10 protein-coding genes and 1 pseudogene are annotated in these 18,719 nt (G+C 67.6%); 8 read left to right on the forward strand and 3 right to left on the reverse strand.

All coding sequences use genetic code 11. The annotated features are described in order from the left end of the window. Positions 1–318: 318 nt before the first annotated feature. The 3 genes from ACZ7L9_RS19370 to ACZ7L9_RS19380 all read right to left on the reverse strand — a co-directional run bounded on the left by ACZ7L9_RS19370 (position 319) and on the right by ACZ7L9_RS19380 (position 6,796). The gene (locus tag ACZ7L9_RS19370; protein ID WP_471416360.1) at positions 319–3,210 is read right to left on the reverse strand and encodes a heparinase II/III family protein; all 2,892 of its coding nucleotides are present in this window, start codon (positions 3,208–3,210) and stop codon (positions 319–321) included. A 175-nt stretch (positions 3,211–3,385) separates the two neighbouring features. Continuing rightward, positions 3,386–5,539 (reverse strand): alpha-galactosidase, encoded by a 2,154-nt coding sequence (locus ACZ7L9_RS19375; protein WP_471416361.1) that lies wholly within the window; start codon positions 5,537–5,539, stop codon positions 3,386–3,388. Positions 5,540–5,572: 33 nt separating this feature from the next. Next, complete coding sequence (locus ACZ7L9_RS19380) at positions 5,573–6,796, reverse strand: ROK family transcriptional regulator (RefSeq protein ID WP_471416362.1); 1,224 nt, start codon at positions 6,794–6,796, stop codon at positions 5,573–5,575. 224 nt (positions 6,797–7,020) lie between these two features. Between ACZ7L9_RS19380 and ACZ7L9_RS19385 the strand changes: the two genes are divergently transcribed. The 8 genes and pseudogenes from ACZ7L9_RS19385 (at position 7,021) to ACZ7L9_RS19420 (ending at position 18,596) form a co-directional block, all read left to right on the forward strand. After that, positions 7,021–8,193, forward strand: a complete 1,173-nt coding sequence (locus ACZ7L9_RS19385) for an ABC transporter substrate-binding protein (protein ID WP_471416363.1) — start codon at positions 7,021–7,023, stop codon at positions 8,191–8,193. 185 nt (positions 8,194–8,378) lie between these two features. Further along, the gene (locus tag ACZ7L9_RS19390; RefSeq protein ID WP_471416543.1) at positions 8,379–9,188 is read left to right on the forward strand and encodes a carbohydrate ABC transporter permease; all 810 of its coding nucleotides are present in this window, start codon (positions 8,379–8,381) and stop codon (positions 9,186–9,188) included. Beyond that, positions 9,185–10,012: a carbohydrate ABC transporter permease gene (locus tag ACZ7L9_RS19395; RefSeq protein WP_471416364.1), complete on the forward strand. Its 828-nt coding sequence runs from the start codon at positions 9,185–9,187 to the stop codon at positions 10,010–10,012. The genes ACZ7L9_RS19390 and ACZ7L9_RS19395 overlap by 4 nt, the downstream gene beginning before the upstream one ends. A 57-nt stretch (positions 10,013–10,069) precedes the next feature. Beyond that, positions 10,070–12,523 carry an Ig domain-containing protein gene (locus ACZ7L9_RS19400; protein ID WP_471416365.1) on the forward strand — a complete coding sequence of 818 codons (2,454 nt, stop codon included), beginning with the start codon at positions 10,070–10,072 and terminating at the stop codon, positions 12,521–12,523. 95 nt (positions 12,524–12,618) lie between these two features. After that, positions 12,619–12,753: pseudogene (locus ACZ7L9_RS19405) on the forward strand (carbohydrate ABC transporter permease); the annotation flags it as partial. Between the two features lie 191 nt (positions 12,754–12,944). Then, positions 12,945–14,399, forward strand: coding sequence for an alpha-L-fucosidase (locus ACZ7L9_RS19410; protein WP_471416366.1), 1,455 nt, complete (start codon positions 12,945–12,947; stop codon positions 14,397–14,399). 132 nt (positions 14,400–14,531) lie between these two features. Beyond that, positions 14,532–16,901, forward strand: coding sequence for a hypothetical protein (locus tag ACZ7L9_RS19415; RefSeq protein WP_471416367.1), 2,370 nt, complete (start codon positions 14,532–14,534; stop codon positions 16,899–16,901). A gap of 471 nt (positions 16,902–17,372) precedes the next feature. Further along, on the forward strand, positions 17,373–18,596 hold the full coding sequence (locus tag ACZ7L9_RS19420) for a hypothetical protein (RefSeq protein WP_471416368.1): 1,224 nt from the start codon (positions 17,373–17,375) through the stop codon (positions 18,594–18,596). Positions 18,597–18,719 lie beyond the last annotated feature (123 nt).

Consider the following 18,719-nt stretch of genomic DNA (forward strand, 5'->3'; position numbering starts at 1 on the left):
AGTGGCATGACCAACCACGTGACCAACGGCCCAGCGAAACTCCTGGTCGGACCAGGGACGACAGACCGAGTCGGCCCGCACTGGAGGCGGCCAGTCGGCGCGCTCCGTCCCTACGTGAGTGGCTGTACCGGGCCATGGTGCAGGCCGGTGAGTGGTGCAGGCGCCGGCACCTGAGATTCGCGTCCCACTGGCCCTGGACCGACGTGATCACCGGTGCCCACCCGACGCGACAGCCGGGCCGTCAGCCTTGCCGCCAACAGCCCCAACAACCGAGACGGCCCGCCGAGGACACCGACGGACCGTCACGGAGGATCGAGGCTAGTGCGGTGCGGCGGCGAGCACCATGCCGTCGTGCCGTGTGAAGGGCACGGCGCGGCCGTTGAGTGTCACTGCGCGCGCCCATGGGGCGCGGACGGAGAGCGAGGCGGCCGGGTCGGTGCTGGACGTGAGGCGTGAGCCGGTGAGGGCGACGGTGCGGGCGCGGGGGTCGAGGTGGACGGCGACATCACCCATGGGGCCCGGTGATGCCACCAACGCGTCGTCCTTGTAGGACAGTCGGCGTCCACCCTGGAGCAGCCACGTCTGCCGTTCCCCGTCCTGTTCCACATGGGCGAGGGTTCCGTCGAACCCGTACGGGCCGAACAGCGCTGGGGTGCGTGGTGTGCCGTGCGCGAGGGAGTACGTGGCCGTGTGGCGCGGTCCGAAGCGGATGCTCAGCGCGGACACCGAGCCGTCCGGCACTCCGGCGACCGGTAGCCGTTCCACCGTTGCTGTCGCCGTGCTGCCCTCGGGGAGCGACATGAGCAGTGTGTCGAACCCGACGGCACCGGTGACCTGCTGGCTGTACGTCACGTACTCCGCCGGGCTGACGTTGTAGAAGGCGGGGGAGTACCAGCCGTCCCGGATCTGGGCCGTCAGCCGCTGGGGCGCCGCCGGCACGATCCGCAGGTTCGCCCCGTGGGGGAAGGCCGTTACGGTCGCCTTGCTGTCCGCGGCGATCGCCGGGTGCGCGTCGGGGAGGAGGTGCCAGTTCTGGCGGTAGGTGTGCGGGACGGAGTCGGCGGGATCGAGACGGTCCGTGATCAGCCACAGGGCCCGGCTGCGCAGGAAGAGCACTGTTCGTGTGTGCCGAACTCCTGGCGTTGCGTCACTCGACATGCGTATGACGTCGAAGACCGCATTGGTGGAGAAGATGTCGCATGACACCGGAGAGGATGGGGCTTGGGCCCTGCCGTCGATCTCGACCGTCGTGGCGGACTCGGTGGTGGTGCGTAGCCAGTTGCTGCGCGGGTCGTCGCTGTAGGTGAAGGCGCCCATGTTCGGCAGCAGCGCCCGCCCGTGGGCGTACACGGTGACGGCGAGCTCGTCGGGGTGGGCGTGCGCTCCGCGGTCGGCGTTGATGCGCAGGTAGGAGGCGTCGGGGCGCCAGCCGTCGCGCAGCACTGCGACGCGAGTGTCGGGGTAGAGCGCGGAGGTGTAAGGCGGCGGGGCGCCCTTTTCGCCGTCCGTGGCGATGTGGCGCAGGTGGTCGTCGTCGAGGACATCGGCGAGCGTCGCGAAGGCGGGGCGGCGGTCAGCGGTGCCGCTGTCGCCGTAGGAGGGGCCCCAGCCGCCGGGGAAGTTCTGGTCGGCGAGGAAGCGAGCCAGGCGGCGCAGGTCCTCCTTGCCGGCCAACTCCTGGCCGTTCTGAGCGAAGTACGCCATCAGGGAGGCGAAGGTCGCGGCCACGCCGTGTGCGTATTGGTCCGTCGATTCCGTGTACCCACCGTCGGGATACAGGGCCTGGCCCAGCTGATGGGCGAGGAAGTCACCCGCGTTGCCGAGCCAGTCCCGGCTGCCCGTCAGCTCGGGGAAATACAAGGCGATTTCGGCGAGTGCCTGCTTCTGCGCCTGCATCCAGTTCGGAGTGGGGTTCACCGCAGAGGCCAGGTATTGGCCCGACTTGTCGATGGTGCGAAGGAGCTCGACGTTGGCTTCCGGCGTCAGCGACGGACTGGTGCGCAGGATCTCGTACGCGTAGATCCAGTTGAGAATGCGGTTGGCGGTATCGAGGCTGCGCGGGAAGGAGCCTGCTCCGTGCGGGGTGCCGTAGCCGTCGGCGTCGTGGATGAAGTCGCGCAGGAGTCCGACGAGTCCGGCCGCGACCTTCTCGTCGCCGTCCTTCCGGTACGCGTCCGCCATCGGGCCCGCGAAGTAGCAACGCGGTAGCTGGTAGCTGTACTCCGGATCGGAGCCCGCGGGCCCCTTCCAGTCGAAGCCCCCCGGGTCGCCCTGCCAGGAGAAGGTGTTCTGGACCGTGTTGGCCCAGGTGCGCTTGGTCTCGTCGAAGGTCTCCAGGGTCTGGTAGACGAGCACTTGCTTGGCATCGGCGGTGGTGGAGTTGCGGCCCGTGAGGCGGAGTACGGCCGACTTGGGCGCGGCGGTCAGACCCTTGAGCTCGAACGCTACATAGGACTTTCGGGTCTCTGGACCGAAGGCCCCCGTTCCTTCGTCGCGCACCTCCAGGACGGGTTCGGCACCGAAGACGCGCTTCGCGTCGTCGCCCGCCTTGATGTACGTGTCGGCGGACGCGGCGAAGGTCACTGTGGAACCGTCGGCGTGGGTCACGACGAGCGCGGGCTGTCCGGACCCGGCGCTGCGCGAGGCGAACGCTGCGGTGGAAGATTCTTTATGGCGAGCCATCAGGAAAAAGGAGGCGGACCCGGCGGCGTACGAACGTCTCAGCGCGTCGGTGACGTCCGCCTCGAGCATGGCCTCCTGCCCGGTGACGGTCACAGTGTCCTGCAGGATTTCGCCCGTGCCGAGCGTCCATATGTGGTCGAGGAACAGGGGGGTCAGTCCGGGTCGGAAGACCCCGTTGTAGAGATACGGCAGTGTGGTGCGCGCGGACCGCTTGCGGAAGTGCTCGCTCAACTGCCTTGCCGCGCCCGCGTAGTCGCCCGCCTTTACCGCCTGCTCCACCGGCGCGAGCGTGCGTGCCGCCACGTAGTCGATTCGGGCAGGCACGGACCAGATGCCCGACGCCGCGTCCCAGACGCCGAAGAGGGCATGGTCGGGGTTGTCGTCCTCGGCGACTGCAGCGGCAGTTCGGGAAACGCTTTCTGCCTGGGCGGTACCAACAGGCAGTGCCAGCATCGCAGTTGCTCCAGCCAGGGCGCCCAGGACGCCTCTGCGCGGGAAGAATGTGCGAATGGGGCTGGGCTCGCTCATGGGGGGCAGCTCTCCATCGGATAGAAACCGTTTGCTGTACGGATTGATGGCCTATCGTTCGGGCCCGCTGACACGGAGTCAAGTACTCCGTGACGTACGCAAGACCCCACGCGGCGATCGCGGGCGAGCTGCCGATCCGCACGGACGCCGAAGAGAGTCCAGGCGCTTCGCCGGATCAGACCGCCCGCAGGTGGACCAGCGCCGCGCTCTGAGGTGCCCGCGCAGGACCCGGTAGCCCGAGTGCTCCCAGCGCCGCACCGTGCGCCTGAATGCCCGTAACCTTCCAGGTCACCGAAGGGTCGGGCGGAGCGACGAGCGAGGCGCGGTAGCTCTGGTCCGGGTCGAGTCCCGGGATGCGGAGCCGCGGTGGCACGGGCACGATGTCGTCGAGCTGGGCGTAGGAGAAGAGCGCCTCCGACCGGTCCTGAGCGACCACTCCATGCGCGAGCAGGCTGTTGGGCAGCTCGACGCGAGTCAACCGGCCCGTGTGCAGGAGCGCGCGGTGCCGCTTGTAGAGGTCGATCCAGCACGCGAGGCGGTCCAGCTCGTGGGTCGGCACCTTCACGAGGTCCCATTGGATGCCGAACTGGCCGAAGAAGGCCGTGGCCGCGCGCAGGTCCAGGGTGCTGGTCCGGCCGGTCTGGTGGGAGATCGGCGCGGTGACGTGAGCCCCCAAGTACTCCAACGGGGCGAGCTGGGCGGTCCAGTGCTGGATCGGCTGGCGGGACAGCGGATCGGTGACGTCGGACGTCCAGGCGCTCTGGACCCGCTCAAGCACGTCCAGGTCGATTCTGCCGCCTCCCGAGGCACAGCTCTCCCACGAGATGCCGGGATGGCGGCGGGCCAGCTCGTCGAGGAGCTCGCGGAAGGCGAGGGTCTGCCTCCGTGACGCGGGCCGGCCGGAGCCACGCGAGTCACCGCCGTCGATCTGGTCGCGGTTGTGGTCCCACTTGACGAAGTCGATCCGGTGCGCCGCCGCCAAGCGGTCGAACGCGTCGAGCAGGTGTGCCCGCACGTCCTCGCGGCTGAGATCGAGCAGGTAGCAGTTGCGTTCCGGCACGGGCGACCGGTCGCCCGTGCGCAGGATCCAGTCGGGGTGGTCCCGATAGACCGCCGAGGTCGGGTTGACGGCCTCCGGCTCCCACCAGAGTCCGAACTCCATCCCTTTCTCGTGCACCCGATCCACAAGCGGTGCCAGCCCGTCCGGCCACACCGCCGGGTCTGGGGTCCAGTCGCCCAGGCCGTCGTCGAGGGAGGTCCGGTTGGCGAACCACCCGTCGTCGAGCACGAAACGCTCGGCGCCCAGCCTGGCCGAGATGTCGACCAGCGTGGTCAGCGTGTCGAGGTCCTGGTCGAGGTAGACCGCTTCCCACGGGTTGAACATGACGGGTGCGGGCGGGGACGGATGGGCCGCGAGTGACCGCACGTACTGATGTGTCGCGTCCGCCAGGCCGTCGAGCCCGCGCGCGGACGCGGTCACGTGCACCCAGGGCATCGCGTACGTGTCGCCCTCAGCAAGGACCAACTCGCCCGGGTGCAGCAACTCGCCGGCCCTGACGACGGCGACGCCGGAGCTGAGCTGCTCGACGGCATATCGGTGGTTGCCGCTCCAGGCGAGGTGGACGCCGAGCACCTCACCGTAGCCGTAGCCGAAGCCAGGGGTACCGACCACGATCAGACCGGTGCCATCGAGACTGCGCATGCCGCGGCGGTGCTCCCGGACCCACTGCCCGTCCGCGAGAGCACGGCGCTGGGGCTGCCGCTCGCGGGCCCATCGCCCGGTGAAGTCGAGGATCTCGCCCGCGCCGGTCGGAACGGGGGTGACTGCGTCGAGCGCGTCGACCACGTAGGGACCGGTGCCGGTGTTGGTCAGCAGGTGCCGGAGGCGGAGCCCTCCCCCCGGGACGGCTTCGGCCTCGAAGCGCAGTCCGAGTCCCGCTGCCTCGTCGGTGGCCTCAACCACGAGCGAGCCTTCGGCGCACCGCACCGAGCCGGGACCGAACGCGGTGGACCAGCCGCTCCCGGGGCCTTCGGGGCCGACCCGGTGGCCGAGCAGCGCAGGCCGTCCGAGGTAGCCTCGCGCGTGCTCCGGGAACACGCTGACCGATGAGCCGATCAGCCAGGAGTTCCAGGCGGTGGTCTCGACCGATGCCGGGATCGTCAGGGATCGGACGTCCGTCGGCGCCAAGGAAACCCCGATCCACCCGAAGTCGGGCAAGCCGTCCGCCCGCGGCAGCAGGACCATCGTCGTGGTCTCGGTCCCGCCGAGGCCGGAGAGGGACACGGGGGTGGTGGGCGCGGGCACGGCGACGCGTCCGGGCTCGATCATTGGGTGACTCCTTGATGAGGTGAGAGGAGTGGATCAGGCGTGCACAGCGAGCAGGCGCGCCTTGAGGTCATCGAGGGCCAGCCGGGCGGCGCCGAGGGCGACGGACTCGTCGCCGAGCAGGGACACCCGGAACTCCGACGAGTTGAGGGAGCTCGCGGCCAAGTGCCGCTGGAACGGACCGGCGAGCACGTCCCCCGCGCGGGACAGACCGCCGCCGAGCACGACGAGGTCGGGGTCGACGGCGTGGACCAGGGTGGAGGCGCCCAGGGCGAGGGCCTTGGCGACATGGTCGACGGTGCGCACCGCAGCGCGGTCGCCGTTCGCGGCCGCTTCGAAGAGCGCCCGGACTTCATCGCTGGTGGACTCCTCGGCGGCCGAGCCCGCGAGCTTGCGGCTCTCCTGGTCGAGCTTCGCCATCGCGTCGGCCCACCCAAGTATCTTCATGGCGCCGACGGACGCCGCCAGGCCGTGCCGTCCGTTGTGGATCTGCCCGTCGAGGACGATCGCGGCCCCGAGGCGGCGGCCGGCGTGCATGTAGACGAGGTCGCGTGCCTCGGTGGCGGCGCCCCGCCACTGCTCGGCCACCGCCGCCAGGTGGATGTCGTTGGAGACCAGCACGTCGCGCTTGAAGCGCCCCGACACCTCCGAGGCCACGTCGATCTCGTCGAAGCCCGGGAGCGAGTAGACGTCGAGATCCTGGCCCGCAGGAACTGTGCGGATGTCCCTGACCTCCGAGCCGTTGGCCGTCACGCCGGTGATGCCACAGGCAACCGAGCGGATGTGTTCCCAGCTTGTCCCGGTCTGCCGGACGGTCGCCTCCACCAGACGCGCCGCAGCCCCGATACGCCCGGCCGGCTTGAGGCCGGAATCGACGCTGCGCCTGCGCACCGCCACGACGTTCCCGCGCAGGTCGCAGATGACCACGGCCACCTTGTGAGCGCCGATGTCGACTCCGACGACGGCGAAGTTGTCGGCCACGACCTCGTAGCGCCGGGCCGGCCGTCCCGCGGACCGCTCGCCGTTCGGACGCTCGAGCGCCTCATGGATGAAGCCCTGGTCCAGCAGCGTCGCCAGCAGTTCCTCGGCGGTAGGGCGGGAGACGCCGACGATCGAACACACGTCGCGGACTGTCAGCGACGCTGTGTCGAGGAAGGCCCGTACCGCAGCGGTGAGGTTGAGCTTGCGCAGCAGGCCGGCATCGCCTGCACGGCCGGCGGCAGCCGGGGCGTACTGGGTTTCACATGTGTCTTGACTCACAGCATCACGCTATCTAGATTGACGCCCCAACAGCAATATTGCCAAGTAACTTACTTATCTAAATTCTGGCCGAGCGACATCCCTGGTGGGTTCGACCAGCAAGGAGGGCTCCGATGGGCAAGCGGACCAACTGCGTCGCGACGGCCGCGGTACTAAGCCTCATCGCACTGACAGGCTGTGCCGTCGGGGGCGGGAACACAGACGGGAACACAGTGAGCGGCGACGTGACGCTGAGTCTCCTTACCTTCGAGACCCCCAACCTCACCGCCGCGTACTGGGACGACATCATCGCCAAGACCGATGCCAAGGTGCCGGGGGTGAAGATCAAGAAGCTCGTCGCACCGAGTGCTGAGCAGCGCAACGAGTACGCGCGCCAACTCGACTCGACGGGCGCATTGCCGGACATCATGGCCGCGATCGACCCTGCCGGACTGGCGGAGGGGGGCAAGCTCGCGGAGTTCAGCCGGAAGGAACTTGCGGACTGGGTCGACCCGACCGCGAACAGCTTCAACGGCAAGATCTACCAGCTGCCCACCAACTCGCAGAGCTGGCAGATCTACTACCGGAAGGCGGCCTTCGGTAAGGCGGGCATCACCACTCCTCCGAAAACATGGGACGACCTGCTCGCGGCGATCGGTAAGCTCAAGGCGTCCGGGATCACGCCGTTCGTCATAGGCGGCGGTGCACCGGACGGCCTCGGCCCGCGGTGGACCTTCTCCCAACTGGTGGCCACCGAGGTCTACGCCAAGGACCCGAAGTGGCTCGACAAGCTGGTCGCCGGGAAGACCGACTTCAGCGACCCTCTGTTCGTCGAAGCGGCGACCAAGATGAAGGCACTGGCGGGCAAGGGGAAGGTCGACAACCTGTCGGCCACCTACGCACAGGCGCAGGATGCCTTCCTCGCGGGCAAGGGCGCGATGTACCCGATGGGCTCGTGGTTCCCGGCAGCCCCGAACAAAACGCAGCAGAAGCAGATCGGCGTCTTCCCCATGCCCACGCAGGACGGCTCGCTCGTCGTGCCCGCGTACACCGGCGGCGGGCTGTCGGTGAGCGCCAAGGCCCACGACATCGCGAAGGCCAAGCGATGGGCCATCGAGTTCTCCAAGTTGAACGCCGACGGCGGCGCGCGTTACGACGGCTTGTTCGTCGCCCTCCAGGGATACCAGCCGCCGTCCGGCCTGCCGCCGCTGTACAACACGACCCTCGACCTATACAAGAAGGCCCAGTCCAGCGGAACGGTGACGCCGAACTTCGGTAACGAGAGCGGCGTCCCGGCCCTGCCGTCGGGCTTCATGCCCGCGGTCGACGCGGCACTGAACGATCTCCTCAACGGCCGCTCGGACGTGGGCAAGTTCGTCGCGACGCTGAATACGAAGTTCAAGGAGCTCACGAAGTGACGCACCCCACGCGCTCCCGGACGGGGACCGTCGCAGCTGGAGGAATCTCGACGGCTGGTCGGCCGCAGCGCACTGCGGCCTCGTCGGGGCGCACGGAGGGGCCGCGCAGGCGCCGCACCTGGACGTGGCCGTCGGCGGGAGCCTTCGTCGTCTTCGTCCTGCCGACCCTCACCGTCTTCACCGCGATGGTCCTGGCGCCCATCCTGTGGACCCTCTACGTCGGGATGACCGATGAGCGCGCCACCCGCCCGAAGACCTCGTTCGTCGGCCTGGACAACTACGGTTACCTCCTCGGGGACGAGGGGTTCCGGCACTCCTTGTGGAACACCGTTGTGATCACGGTGATCGTGGTGCTGCTGACGAACCTGCTCGGTCTCGCGATTGCCCTGTTGCTGCGCCGGCAGGGCCGGCTCTACAGCTTGCTCCGCAGCGTCTACTTCACACCGGTGATCCTTTCCGCCGTGGTGGTGTCGGTGATCGGGCGCTCGATCCTGGCGGACGAGGGCCTGCTGAACAGCACGCTTGTCTCGATGGGGGTCGAGAACCCGCCGGGCTGGCTCACGGATCCCTCGTACGCGATCTACTCCGTCTCCGGGATCATGGTCTGGCAGATGCTCGGCTTCGCCGTCGTGGTCTACCTCGCTGGGCTCGCGGGGATCCCAGTCGAGCTCGAGGAGGCGGCGAGCCTCGACGGCGCCGGCCCCTGGCAGCAGTTCATCGCAATCACCTGGCCGATGCTCGCGCCCGCGCTGACGATCAACACCGTGATGCTGATGATCAGCTCGTTCAAGGTCTACGACCAGATCGCCGTGCTCACCAACGGGGGCCCCGGCACCGGTGGCACGGCCACCGTCGCCTTCGACGTGGTCCGCACCGCCTTCTCCGAGCAACGCCCGGGAATGGCGTCCGCGATGGCCGGGATCATGCTCGTCCTCGTCTCGGTCGCGAGCGTGACCACGCTGAAGCTGCTGCAACGACGAGAGGTGAACCTGTGAACTCCCGAACGCCGTGGGCGCGCCCGCTGCTGGCCACCGGCGTGGCGGCGGTCTTCTGTCTGCCGCTCTATGTGGCGCTGGTAAACGTCTTCAAACCCAGCTCCGAGGTCGTCGCGTCGCCGCTGGCGCTCCCGGTTCCGCCGACTTTCGACAACCTCGAGCACGTGCTGACCCGGCCGGACGGGCTGTTCTGGTACGGCCTCGTCAACTCCATCATGCTGACCACAGCGTCGATCCTCATCACCACCGTGCTGGCCGCGATGTCGGCGTACCACCTCGTGCGGTCGGGCCGCTGGTGGAGCCGGGCCGTCCTCGGCGTCATGCTGTCCGGCCTGATGATCCCACCCGCAGTGATCATCCTGCCGATCACGAGGATCCTGGACGCCATCGGGTTGATGCACACGATGCCGGGCGCCGTGCTGGTCAGCGTCGGGTATTACCTGCCATTCGCCGTGTTCGTCTTCATGGGTTTCATCCGCTCGATCCCGCGCGAGCTCGAAGAGGCCGCGGCGGTCGACGGTGCCGGCCGGTTTCGGACCTTCTGGCAGGTGGTCTTCCCACTCCTGCGACCGGCCTCGGCCAGCGTGCTGATCTTCCTCGGGGTCTGGGTCTGGAACGACTTCCTCACGCCGCTGCTCGTCCTGGGCCCGGGAGCCGGGAACACCGTGACGGTCGGGATATTCCGCTCCATCGGCCCCTACCAGCAGGACTTCGGGTCGGTTTTCGCCTTCATGCTGCTGGCCACACTGCCCGTCCTGGCCTTTTACCTTGCGTTTCAGAAGCAGTTCGTGCGCGGCCTGACCGGAGGTGCCACGAAGGGCTGACCGGCACGAGCAGCCGGTGCAGCGCAGTTTCGGTCAAGAGATGACAGGAGCACCATCATGCAGTTCTCGAAACTCATAGTCAGATCCCAGCCCACCCGGACGAGACCTGAACGGCATCGGCGGACGGCCGGTGCGGTCGCGGTCGCGATGCTGACCGCCGGCATCGTGCCGGTGGTCGCCGCACAGCCGGCGAAAGCACGGCCTGGCGGAACGACTCCGTCGATCGAGATCCAGGCCGGTTATCTGGACCTCGAGCTCGACAGGGCAGGTACGGTCGTAGGTCTGGACGACGTCAGGACCGGGGTCGGCTATATCGCGCCCGGTCATGCAGCGTCCCTGGTCAGCCTGGTCGTCGACGGCAAGCAGCAACGGCCGACCTCGGTTGACCGTTCCGGACCCGGCGGCCAGATGCTCACGTTCCGGAACAGGGCGGCGCACTGGAAGATCCAGGTGAAGCTGGTCAGCAAGCGCGGCTACGCCACGTTCGAGGCGGTCGACGTCGACGCGCCGAAGGACGTCGATGTGCAGACCCTGCTCTGGGGCCCACTGGCCACGTCGGTCTCCACGACGGTCGGCACATCGGTGGGTGTGGTCCGCAACGACGATTTCGCCATCGGGCTCCGTCCGCTGACCGACCGTACCGAAGGAGCCTGGCCACAAGAGGACCAGGACATGGGCTGGGAGAGCGAGGTCGACCACGATCCGGACCATGTGAGCGTGGGTTCTCTGGAGCAGTGGAGCGCGGCTGGCGTGACTCCCTGGGGTTCCGTACTGCGCGCCTTCACCTTCGACTACACCAAGCAACGACACCGCAAGGTAAACGGTTACCCGATGCCGGTCGGGCCGCTGCCCGGCAGCGACGGCAAGATCGCCGGTTCCAAGATTGCACTCTTCGGAGCCTCGCCCGAGGCGACGCCGACGATCCTGTCCAACATCGCGGCGGGCGAGAAGCTGCCCTACCCGAGGCTGAACGGTCAGTGGCAGAAGGCTTCTCAGGCGAGCAGCCAGTCGTGGCTGGTGCTCGGCGACCTGCAGACCGACAACATTCCGGCGGCGGCCCGATTCGCCAAGGCGGCCGGCATGAACCGCATCTACTCACTCACCAGCAGCTACGGCCCATGGGAGTCGAGCGGCCACTACAAGTTCGACTCGAGCTTGGGCGGGAGCGACGTTGGGGCCGCGGCAGCCGTAGACATCGCCAAGGCCAACGGTGTACAGCTCGGCGTACACACCCTGTCGGACTTCATCAGCACCGGCGACGAGCCCTACGACTGGGCCTGGTTCCCGCGAGACGACTACCTCACGCCGCCCGCCGATGACCGGCTCGCAACGGGGGGCAGCGCCTCGCTCACCCGTCCGTTGACGGCCGGCGACACCACCGTGTACCTCGACGACGGCGCGCTGCTCACTGCGGGGCTGCACTACAACTACCTGCGTATCGGGGACGAATTCGTCAGCTACACAGCGGCCGAGCAGGTCGGGAACGAGTGGAAGCTGACCGGCGTGCAGCGCGCGCGATGGGGATCGTTCGCGGTCTCACACGTTGCAGGCGACCCCGCCACCCGAGTCCAGGGCAACAGCTACGGCGGCGCGATCGGTGGCCATGCCATTATCGACGAGATCAGCGACAGGCTGACCACCGCGTGGAACAACACCGGCATTACTGGTATGTCGTGGGACGGCCTGGAGTCGGCTTCGGATTCCGGCTGGGGCGCTTACGGCATGGCTCACCTCGTGAACAGGACATTCCGGCGAATCGATGCCAAGGACCAATTCATCTCCGAGACCAGCCGGATGACCTCGAACACCTGGGACGCGCTGACCCGGGCCAGCTGGGGTGAAGTAGGCAGCACCTCGATGGAGCAGGTGTTCAAGAACAACAAGTACCTCCAGGCGAACTTCCTCCCCGGAATGCTCGGCTGGATCAGCCTCAAGGGCTCGGACAGTCTGCTCACCATGGAGTGGAAGCTGGCTCGAGGCGCCGGCCTGAACGCCGGGGCAGGCTTCCAGAGCTCGGTTTCCAGCCTCGTGTCGGGCGGGGAGAACACGACGCGGCTGCTCGAGGCCATCCGGCAATGGGAGACGGCACGCAACCTGGGTGCGTTCACCTCGGAGCAGCAGGCGCGGTTCCGCGACCTGACGACGAACTGGCACCTGACCGTGGTCGAGCCGGGCAAGCGATGGTCTTTGCAGGAGTTGGACGCTGACGGCAAGCCGGTCGGCGCCCCCCAGGCCGTCGTCGCTCCGACCCAAAAACTCGACGCCGGACCACTACCCGCGGCGGCCAAGGGACACCTGTACGAGGCGACCGTGAGGACCAACACGCCGGCGACCACGCGATACGCGGTGACCTCGGGGGTCCTACCCGCGGGTCTCGTGCTCAACGCCGACACCGGAGGGATCGTGGGTACGCCCACCAAGGCGGGAACAGCGCGGTTCACGATCACGGCATACCAGAGCTCCGGCCAGCCGCGGGCGCAGCGCGACTACGAGATCGACGTCGCCAATTAGCCCGGTCGAGCCGGACGTGCGCGGTGGATCACCGTCACGCTGAAAGCAACTGCACGTGGCGTACGTCGAGGGGCGTACGCCACGTGTTGCACACCATTGGCCCCTACCAGCAGGACTTCGGGGCAGTGTTCGCCTTCATGCTGCTGGCCACACTGCTCGTCTTGGCCTTTTACCTTGCGCTTCAGAAGCAGTTCATGCGCGGACTGACCGGTGGTGCCACGAAGGGCTGAATTCCCGAATGGCATGTCCATGACTCGCCCAGCAGGTCATCATCCATCCGCTCATCGTCTCACCAGGATCGGGCTGTTCTGAGCGTCGCTTCGCCGGGCCCGAGGTCGCGGCGCTCGCACCGGCCCGGGTGGTACCGAGACCGCTCAGCCCAAGGTACGTCAGAAACCCGCTACGAATGGAGGTTCCAGCCATGCATGAAGACAGGACCGTCACCGGCCCGACCACCCCGACGAACGCCCCGGTCTCCGAGACCACGTCGGCCTCCGGCGTGAGCCGCCGCACGCTCCTACGGTTCGCCACCGCCGCGGGGACCGCTGCCGGTGTCGGCCTCGGCCTTGGCCAGACGCCCGCCGACGCGAGCTCCCTCCGGCTGCCCCCGCTGTTCCTGTCCGGGCCCGCCCGAACCAAGGGCGCTTTGGAGATCCGCTACCGTGATGACGCCTCCCAGCCCTTCACCGACCCATCGGCGACCTATCGCTGGCTGAACGCCCCCAAGCCGCAGGGCCCTTGGGCCCCGCTCACGGGCGTTGCCACCCGCAACATCGGCATCCCCCTCTCCTACGGCGGCACATACCTGCGGGCCGAAGTCGCCGTTCCCGGAGCCAACCCCCGCCTCACGCCTCCGATCCTCATCGAGAAGGCGGAGGGAAACCCGGCCACCGACTGGTTCCATTCCGCTCAGTACGGCGTCTCCCACCACTTCCTGTCCAACTACATCAACCGCGTCGCCGCCGACGAGTCCGAGAAGTGGCACGCCGGGGAGTCCTGGGACGACTTCCTCGCCACCTTTGATGTCCGTGCGTACGCCGCTTCCGTCGCCGAGGCCGGCGCCGGATTCGTCATCCTCACGCTCGGCCAGAACAGCGGCTACATGCTCGGCCCGAACCGGGCGTTCGAGAAGGTTGCCGGGGTCGCGCCGGGCGAGCGCACCCCCGCCCGTCGCGACCTCCCGATGGACATCGCCGACGCCCTCGCGGAGCACGGCATCAAGCTGATCCTCTACATCCCCGCCAACCCGCCGCACACCGCGCACAAGACGGACGGGGACTACGCCATCACCAAGGCGTTCGGCTATACCCCCGGCCGTGACGGCGTCCCCTCCCAGGCCACCATGACGCAGTGGCACGCCGTGCTGCGCGAGTACTCCGAGCACTATGGCGACAAGGCCGCGGGCTGGTGGGTCGACGGTGTCTTCCCCGACCTCCAGCCCGCGTACGCCGACATGACGAAGACCAACAACTGGAGCAGCTTCGCCGCAGCTCTCAAGGCCGGAAACCCGGATCGCATCATCACCCTGAACAGCGGCCTTGGATCCAACCTTCACAAGCCCACCTCGGTATACGACGACTACACCCCCGGCGAGGATCGAAACCTCGGCGCCGTGCCGGAGCGCGGGGAGCGCTGGGCCGACGAGGCCCGCTCCGTGCAGTGGTTCGACTTCACCTACCTGGGCGCTTTCGACCCGTACTGGGCCGGCTGGGGCAATCGGGGTACCTCCAAGGACACGGAGGAGCTGGCCCGCTGGGTGGCCTCCGCCACCGCCCTCGGCGGGGTCATCGGCATGGACACGCGCGTGGACCGCTTCGGCCGCCTCGACGCCGAGCAGCTCGCCCAACTGAGGCGGGTGCGCGAAGTCGTCGGATGATGCCGACGTCGGCCTGGAGCCGAGGTCTCGAATGGCATGTCCATGACTTATTCGGCCAGTCATTATCCATCCGCTCGTCGGCTCACCAGGGTCGGGCTGTTCTGAGCGTCGTTCTCATCGAAGGGACTCCCCATGCACGGTTACCAGCGACTGACGCGTCGCGGGATGCTGCGCACCATGGCCGCGGCCGGTATCGCCACCGCGGTCACCCCTATTTTCACCCGGGCCGGTGCGAGCGCCGCGACCTCGGGCCAGGCGCCGGCCCAGGACTGGGTCGTCCACCCGGTGACCACGCCGTCGACCATCTCCGTCCACGGTCGCTCCATCACGATGGCCAACGGGATTGTGCAGCGTTCTTTCAACACCTCACCGGCCTTCTCGACCACCTCGTTGAAGAACTTGTGCACGGGCCAGGAGATGTTGGACCACAGTGGTGAGCCGGAGGCCACGATCGTCCTGGACGGCACTGCTTATGATGTCGGAGGCACGACCGCGTCCAGCGGTTTCGTCTTCGCGTCGCACCGGATCGAGGACAGCACGCAGAAGCCCTACGAGTGGACCCCATACCGAGACGACGGGGTGGCCCTCAAGCCGTACGCCGAGAAGCGGCCGTGGCCGGCCAAGGGCAAGGCCCTCGTGGTCACGTTCCGCCCCCACCCGAGCCTCGCGGCGAAGCTGCACGGCGTCACTGTGACCGCGCGCTATGAGATCTACGACGGCATCGCCACCGTCATGAAGAAGGTCTCGGTGGACAACACCAGCGCGACACCGGTCATGATCGACCACCTCACGGTCGACCAGCTGCACGTGCGCTCGCAGCTGGCCGGCCGACTCTGTCTGGACACCGACTATCACGGAGGCACCGACAACGCATACCGCAACAACGACAAGGACCGTACCTACACCACCACCGACGAGGGCGACTACAGGACCTACACCGTCCTCTACAAGGACGGTCCGGCGTACCGCATCGGGACCGAGGTGCCGCACTGGGGCGGGCACTTCGACGGTTTCCGCAGCTTCCTCCTGCTGCACAGCACCGATCACTACGAGGCGCAGCAGATGGAGATCAAGGCGATGTACCGCACGCTCGCGCCTCAGATCACCGAGAACCCTTTGTTCTACCACCTGATATCGGACGACCCGACCGAACTGCGGAACTCGGCGACCGCCAGCGCCGCCATGGGCTTCGAGATGGTGATCCAGTCCTTCGGGAGCGGCTTCAACATGCTCAGCACCGACCCGGCCTACCTCTCCCGGAAGAAGGCCGACTTCGACGCCGTGCGCGCGATCGGTCTCGACCCGGGCGGGTACACGCTGCTCACCACCGGGCAGATCTTCGACCGGGCCGAGAGCAGTTGTGCGGGCACTGAGTGGGGAACCGTGATGGGCCTGGGCACCACAGGTTTCGCGGAGTTCCAGCGTCGGGTGCAGAACAGTATCGATGCCGCCGGGATCGACGTCGTCGAGCTCGACGGGCCCTGGCCCATGTTCCGTTGCGGGGAGACCAACCATGCCTACGCCGACGGCGGTGCGGACACGGTCTACAAGCAGTGGACCTTCAGCAATGACCTCTACAAGATGATGCGAGAGCGTGGCGCCTTCATCAACGCGCCCGACCTGCACTACTTCAACGGTGGCAACAAGAACGTCATCGGCTACCAGGAGAGCGGCTGGAGCCAGCCGCGTCAGCAGCAGCTGTTGCACGGCCGGCAGTACATCTACAACGGCACGTATGAAAGGGTCCCGTCGGCGACCTGGACGTTCATGCCGATCGACGTCTACCACGGCGGCGGAACCGCCGCCGCCTTCAAGCCGCTCAAGCAGAACCTGTTCGACTACAGCTGGGGAATCGGCCAGAGCTTCCTGGCCGGCGTCAACCCGACCTTCCGGGGCACGACGCTGGACGACGGCGACCCCGACGTCCGGTCGGTGGTGAAGTACTGGACAGACGTCTACAAGACCTACCGTGGCCTGGTCACCACAGACATCGTGCACCTGATCCCGCCCCGGCAGCAGCCGGGCAACCTGGCGCGCGGCACGGGCTTCGACGCGTTCATGCACGCACGTTCTGACGGCGACGAACGCGCTCTCGTGGCGGTGTTCAACCAAACCGACGAGGAACGCACCCAGAGCCTGACCCTGCCGTTGTACTACACGGGCATGACCGATCTGACCGAGGCGCCACAGCCGGTCCCGGGGTCCTACCTCGACACCAAGGACATCCCGGTGTTCGGCTCCTACCCGGTCACCGAGCTGTTCCCGAAGCCGAGCTGGTCGGGCAGCTATCCCAGCGCGACGCTCACCGGTACCACCGTCGACGTCTACCGCGAGGGCGAGGGGAAGCCCCGCAACCTCACGATCGACTCCAACGGCAACGTCCAGCTCGACGTGACCCTGCCGCCGATGAGCTTCACGTGGTACATCGTGACCCCGAACGGCTCCAAGCCGGTGACCCCTCCGACCAAGCCCGCCGCACTGCCGACTTCCGGGTCCAGGTAGCCGGCACAGCATGCCGCGGGCCTGCCCTCCTGGACGTGACGGCAGGCCCGCGGGCAGATGCGTGCACGCCGTTCGGATGTCCGGCCGAGCAGGCCGCGGCCGAACGGGCTGCCCGGATCGGGGAAACTCACCGCGGAGCGAGCCAAGACGTCGAGTCCGCCCAGGCCCGCTGGTGGGCCGTGAACCGCACTCCACCTCGTCGCCCTGGTCCGCGCCGGAGCCCGCTTCCAACGCGGTCACCTCGTCGAACGACCCGAGCCCGCCGCAGCGTGAACAACCTCAACCAACCCACGGGTATGGGTAATTACTCCAATCAATCCGCTTCAGCATGCAAAGGGCTCAGTGCAGGCTGTCTAGTTCTAGCCATGCCGAGTTCGGTCAGTCAGAGGGCATTCACCAGTTGATCACAGGACTTACATACTGGGCGACGCCCGCGGTCCTCCCTGCGGGCACCTTCGAAAAGGAGTCCCTGTGAAGAAGACCCTCTCCATGGCGGTCAGCCTGGCGATCGCCGCGACCTGTGCCGTCGGGGTGACGCTCCCCGCGCACGCTGCTGACGCGACTGAAGCCACAACCGTCTCCGGCCAGTCGCTCCAGTCGCTCATCGACACCTCCACGATGTCCCCGCGGACCAAGGCCCTCGCAGAGAAGATCCTGGCAAAGCTGCCCGCTGACTGGCAGTCCCGTGTCGAAGCAGCTGCCGCGAAGTACGGCATCGACGACTCGCCGTGGAGCGAGATGCGCGACAGCTTGATCAATCCCGACGACTACCAGTGCCCGTCGACCGAGCTCAAGACCTGGGCCCGCTCTCTCCTCATAGGAGCTGAGGACCCCTTCACCATCTTCATGCTCTCCATCTTCGACGGCTTCAACCTGCCGACCTACGACGCACTGATCTTCGGCACGGAGTCGTCGTCCAACAAGTTCGGCATCGACGGTCAGTACACCCAGACGCTCACTGCCGAGATGAAGAACCTCAAGCGCTTCTGGGACATCGACTCGGCGGACATCCAGCTGGTACCCCTGCACGGGGCCGATGTCTTCTCCAGCCCCCAGCGAGTTGCCCGCACGCTCGCCGCGCTGTATGGCGGGACGCCGGAGTCCCAGCTCGACCTGGCCGAAATGTTCATCGAGCTCATCGACATGGAACCGGCCCTCCTGAAGGGTGGTGCCAACCCGATCTTCTCCTTCAACGCCTTTGCCTACACCGAGAAGAACGAGCCGGCACCGACAGGCATCCCCGACAAGATCATCATGGGTGACGGCATCCTGCAGGGCATGACGGCTGTGGGTCTGGGCGACGTCGCGCCGCAGGCGATCCAGGCCCACGAGTTCGGTCACCACGTGCAGTACGAGAAGGATCTGTTCGTGAGCGACCTGACCTGGGCTGAGGCCACCCGCCGCACCGAGCTCATGGCTGACGCGTTCGGGACGTACTACCTGACCCACGCCCGTGGCGAGGCGTTGAACGCCAAGCGGCTTCTGGGCTCTGAGCAGTCGTTCTACGAGGTCGGCGACTGCGGCTTCGACAACCCGGGCCACCACGGCACGCCGAACCAGCGTCTCGCCGCTTCCAGTTGGGCCGCCGGTGTGGCCAACGACGCCGCGAACCAGGGCCACATTCTGCCGTCGCTCAAGTTCGCGGAGAAGTTCGACGCCAAGCTTTCCGACCTGGTCAAGCCGGACGCCGGCTGACAGCTGCGGTCCGATCGCAGGACGGCGCTCCTCCGAGCGGCCGAGGATTCGCATGGGGCGGGTCGGGCGGGCGTGGTCCCGCACCGGCCTGCCCCCCACGCACGTCACGCGTGGGCGATGTCG

This window comes from Streptomyces sp. NPDC111516, from assembly GCF_055635345.1.

Coding starts and splice junctions, on each gene's coding strand:
- ACZ7L9_RS19370 (WP_471416360.1), bottom strand. CDS start 3,210: ATGAGCGAGCCCAGCCCCATTCGCACATTCTTCCCGCGCAGAGGCGTC.
- ACZ7L9_RS19375 (WP_471416361.1), bottom strand. CDS start 5,539: ATGATCGAGCCCGGACGCGTCGCCGTGCCCGCGCCCACCACCCCCGTG.
- ACZ7L9_RS19390 (WP_471416543.1), top strand. CDS start 8,379: ATGGTCCTGGCGCCCATCCTGTGGACCCTCTACGTCGGGATGACCGAT.
- ACZ7L9_RS19400 (WP_471416365.1), top strand. CDS start 10,070: ATGCAGTTCTCGAAACTCATAGTCAGATCCCAGCCCACCCGGACGAGA.
- ACZ7L9_RS19410 (WP_471416366.1), top strand. CDS start 12,945: ATGCATGAAGACAGGACCGTCACCGGCCCGACCACCCCGACGAACGCC.
- ACZ7L9_RS19415 (WP_471416367.1), top strand. CDS start 14,532: ATGCACGGTTACCAGCGACTGACGCGTCGCGGGATGCTGCGCACCATG.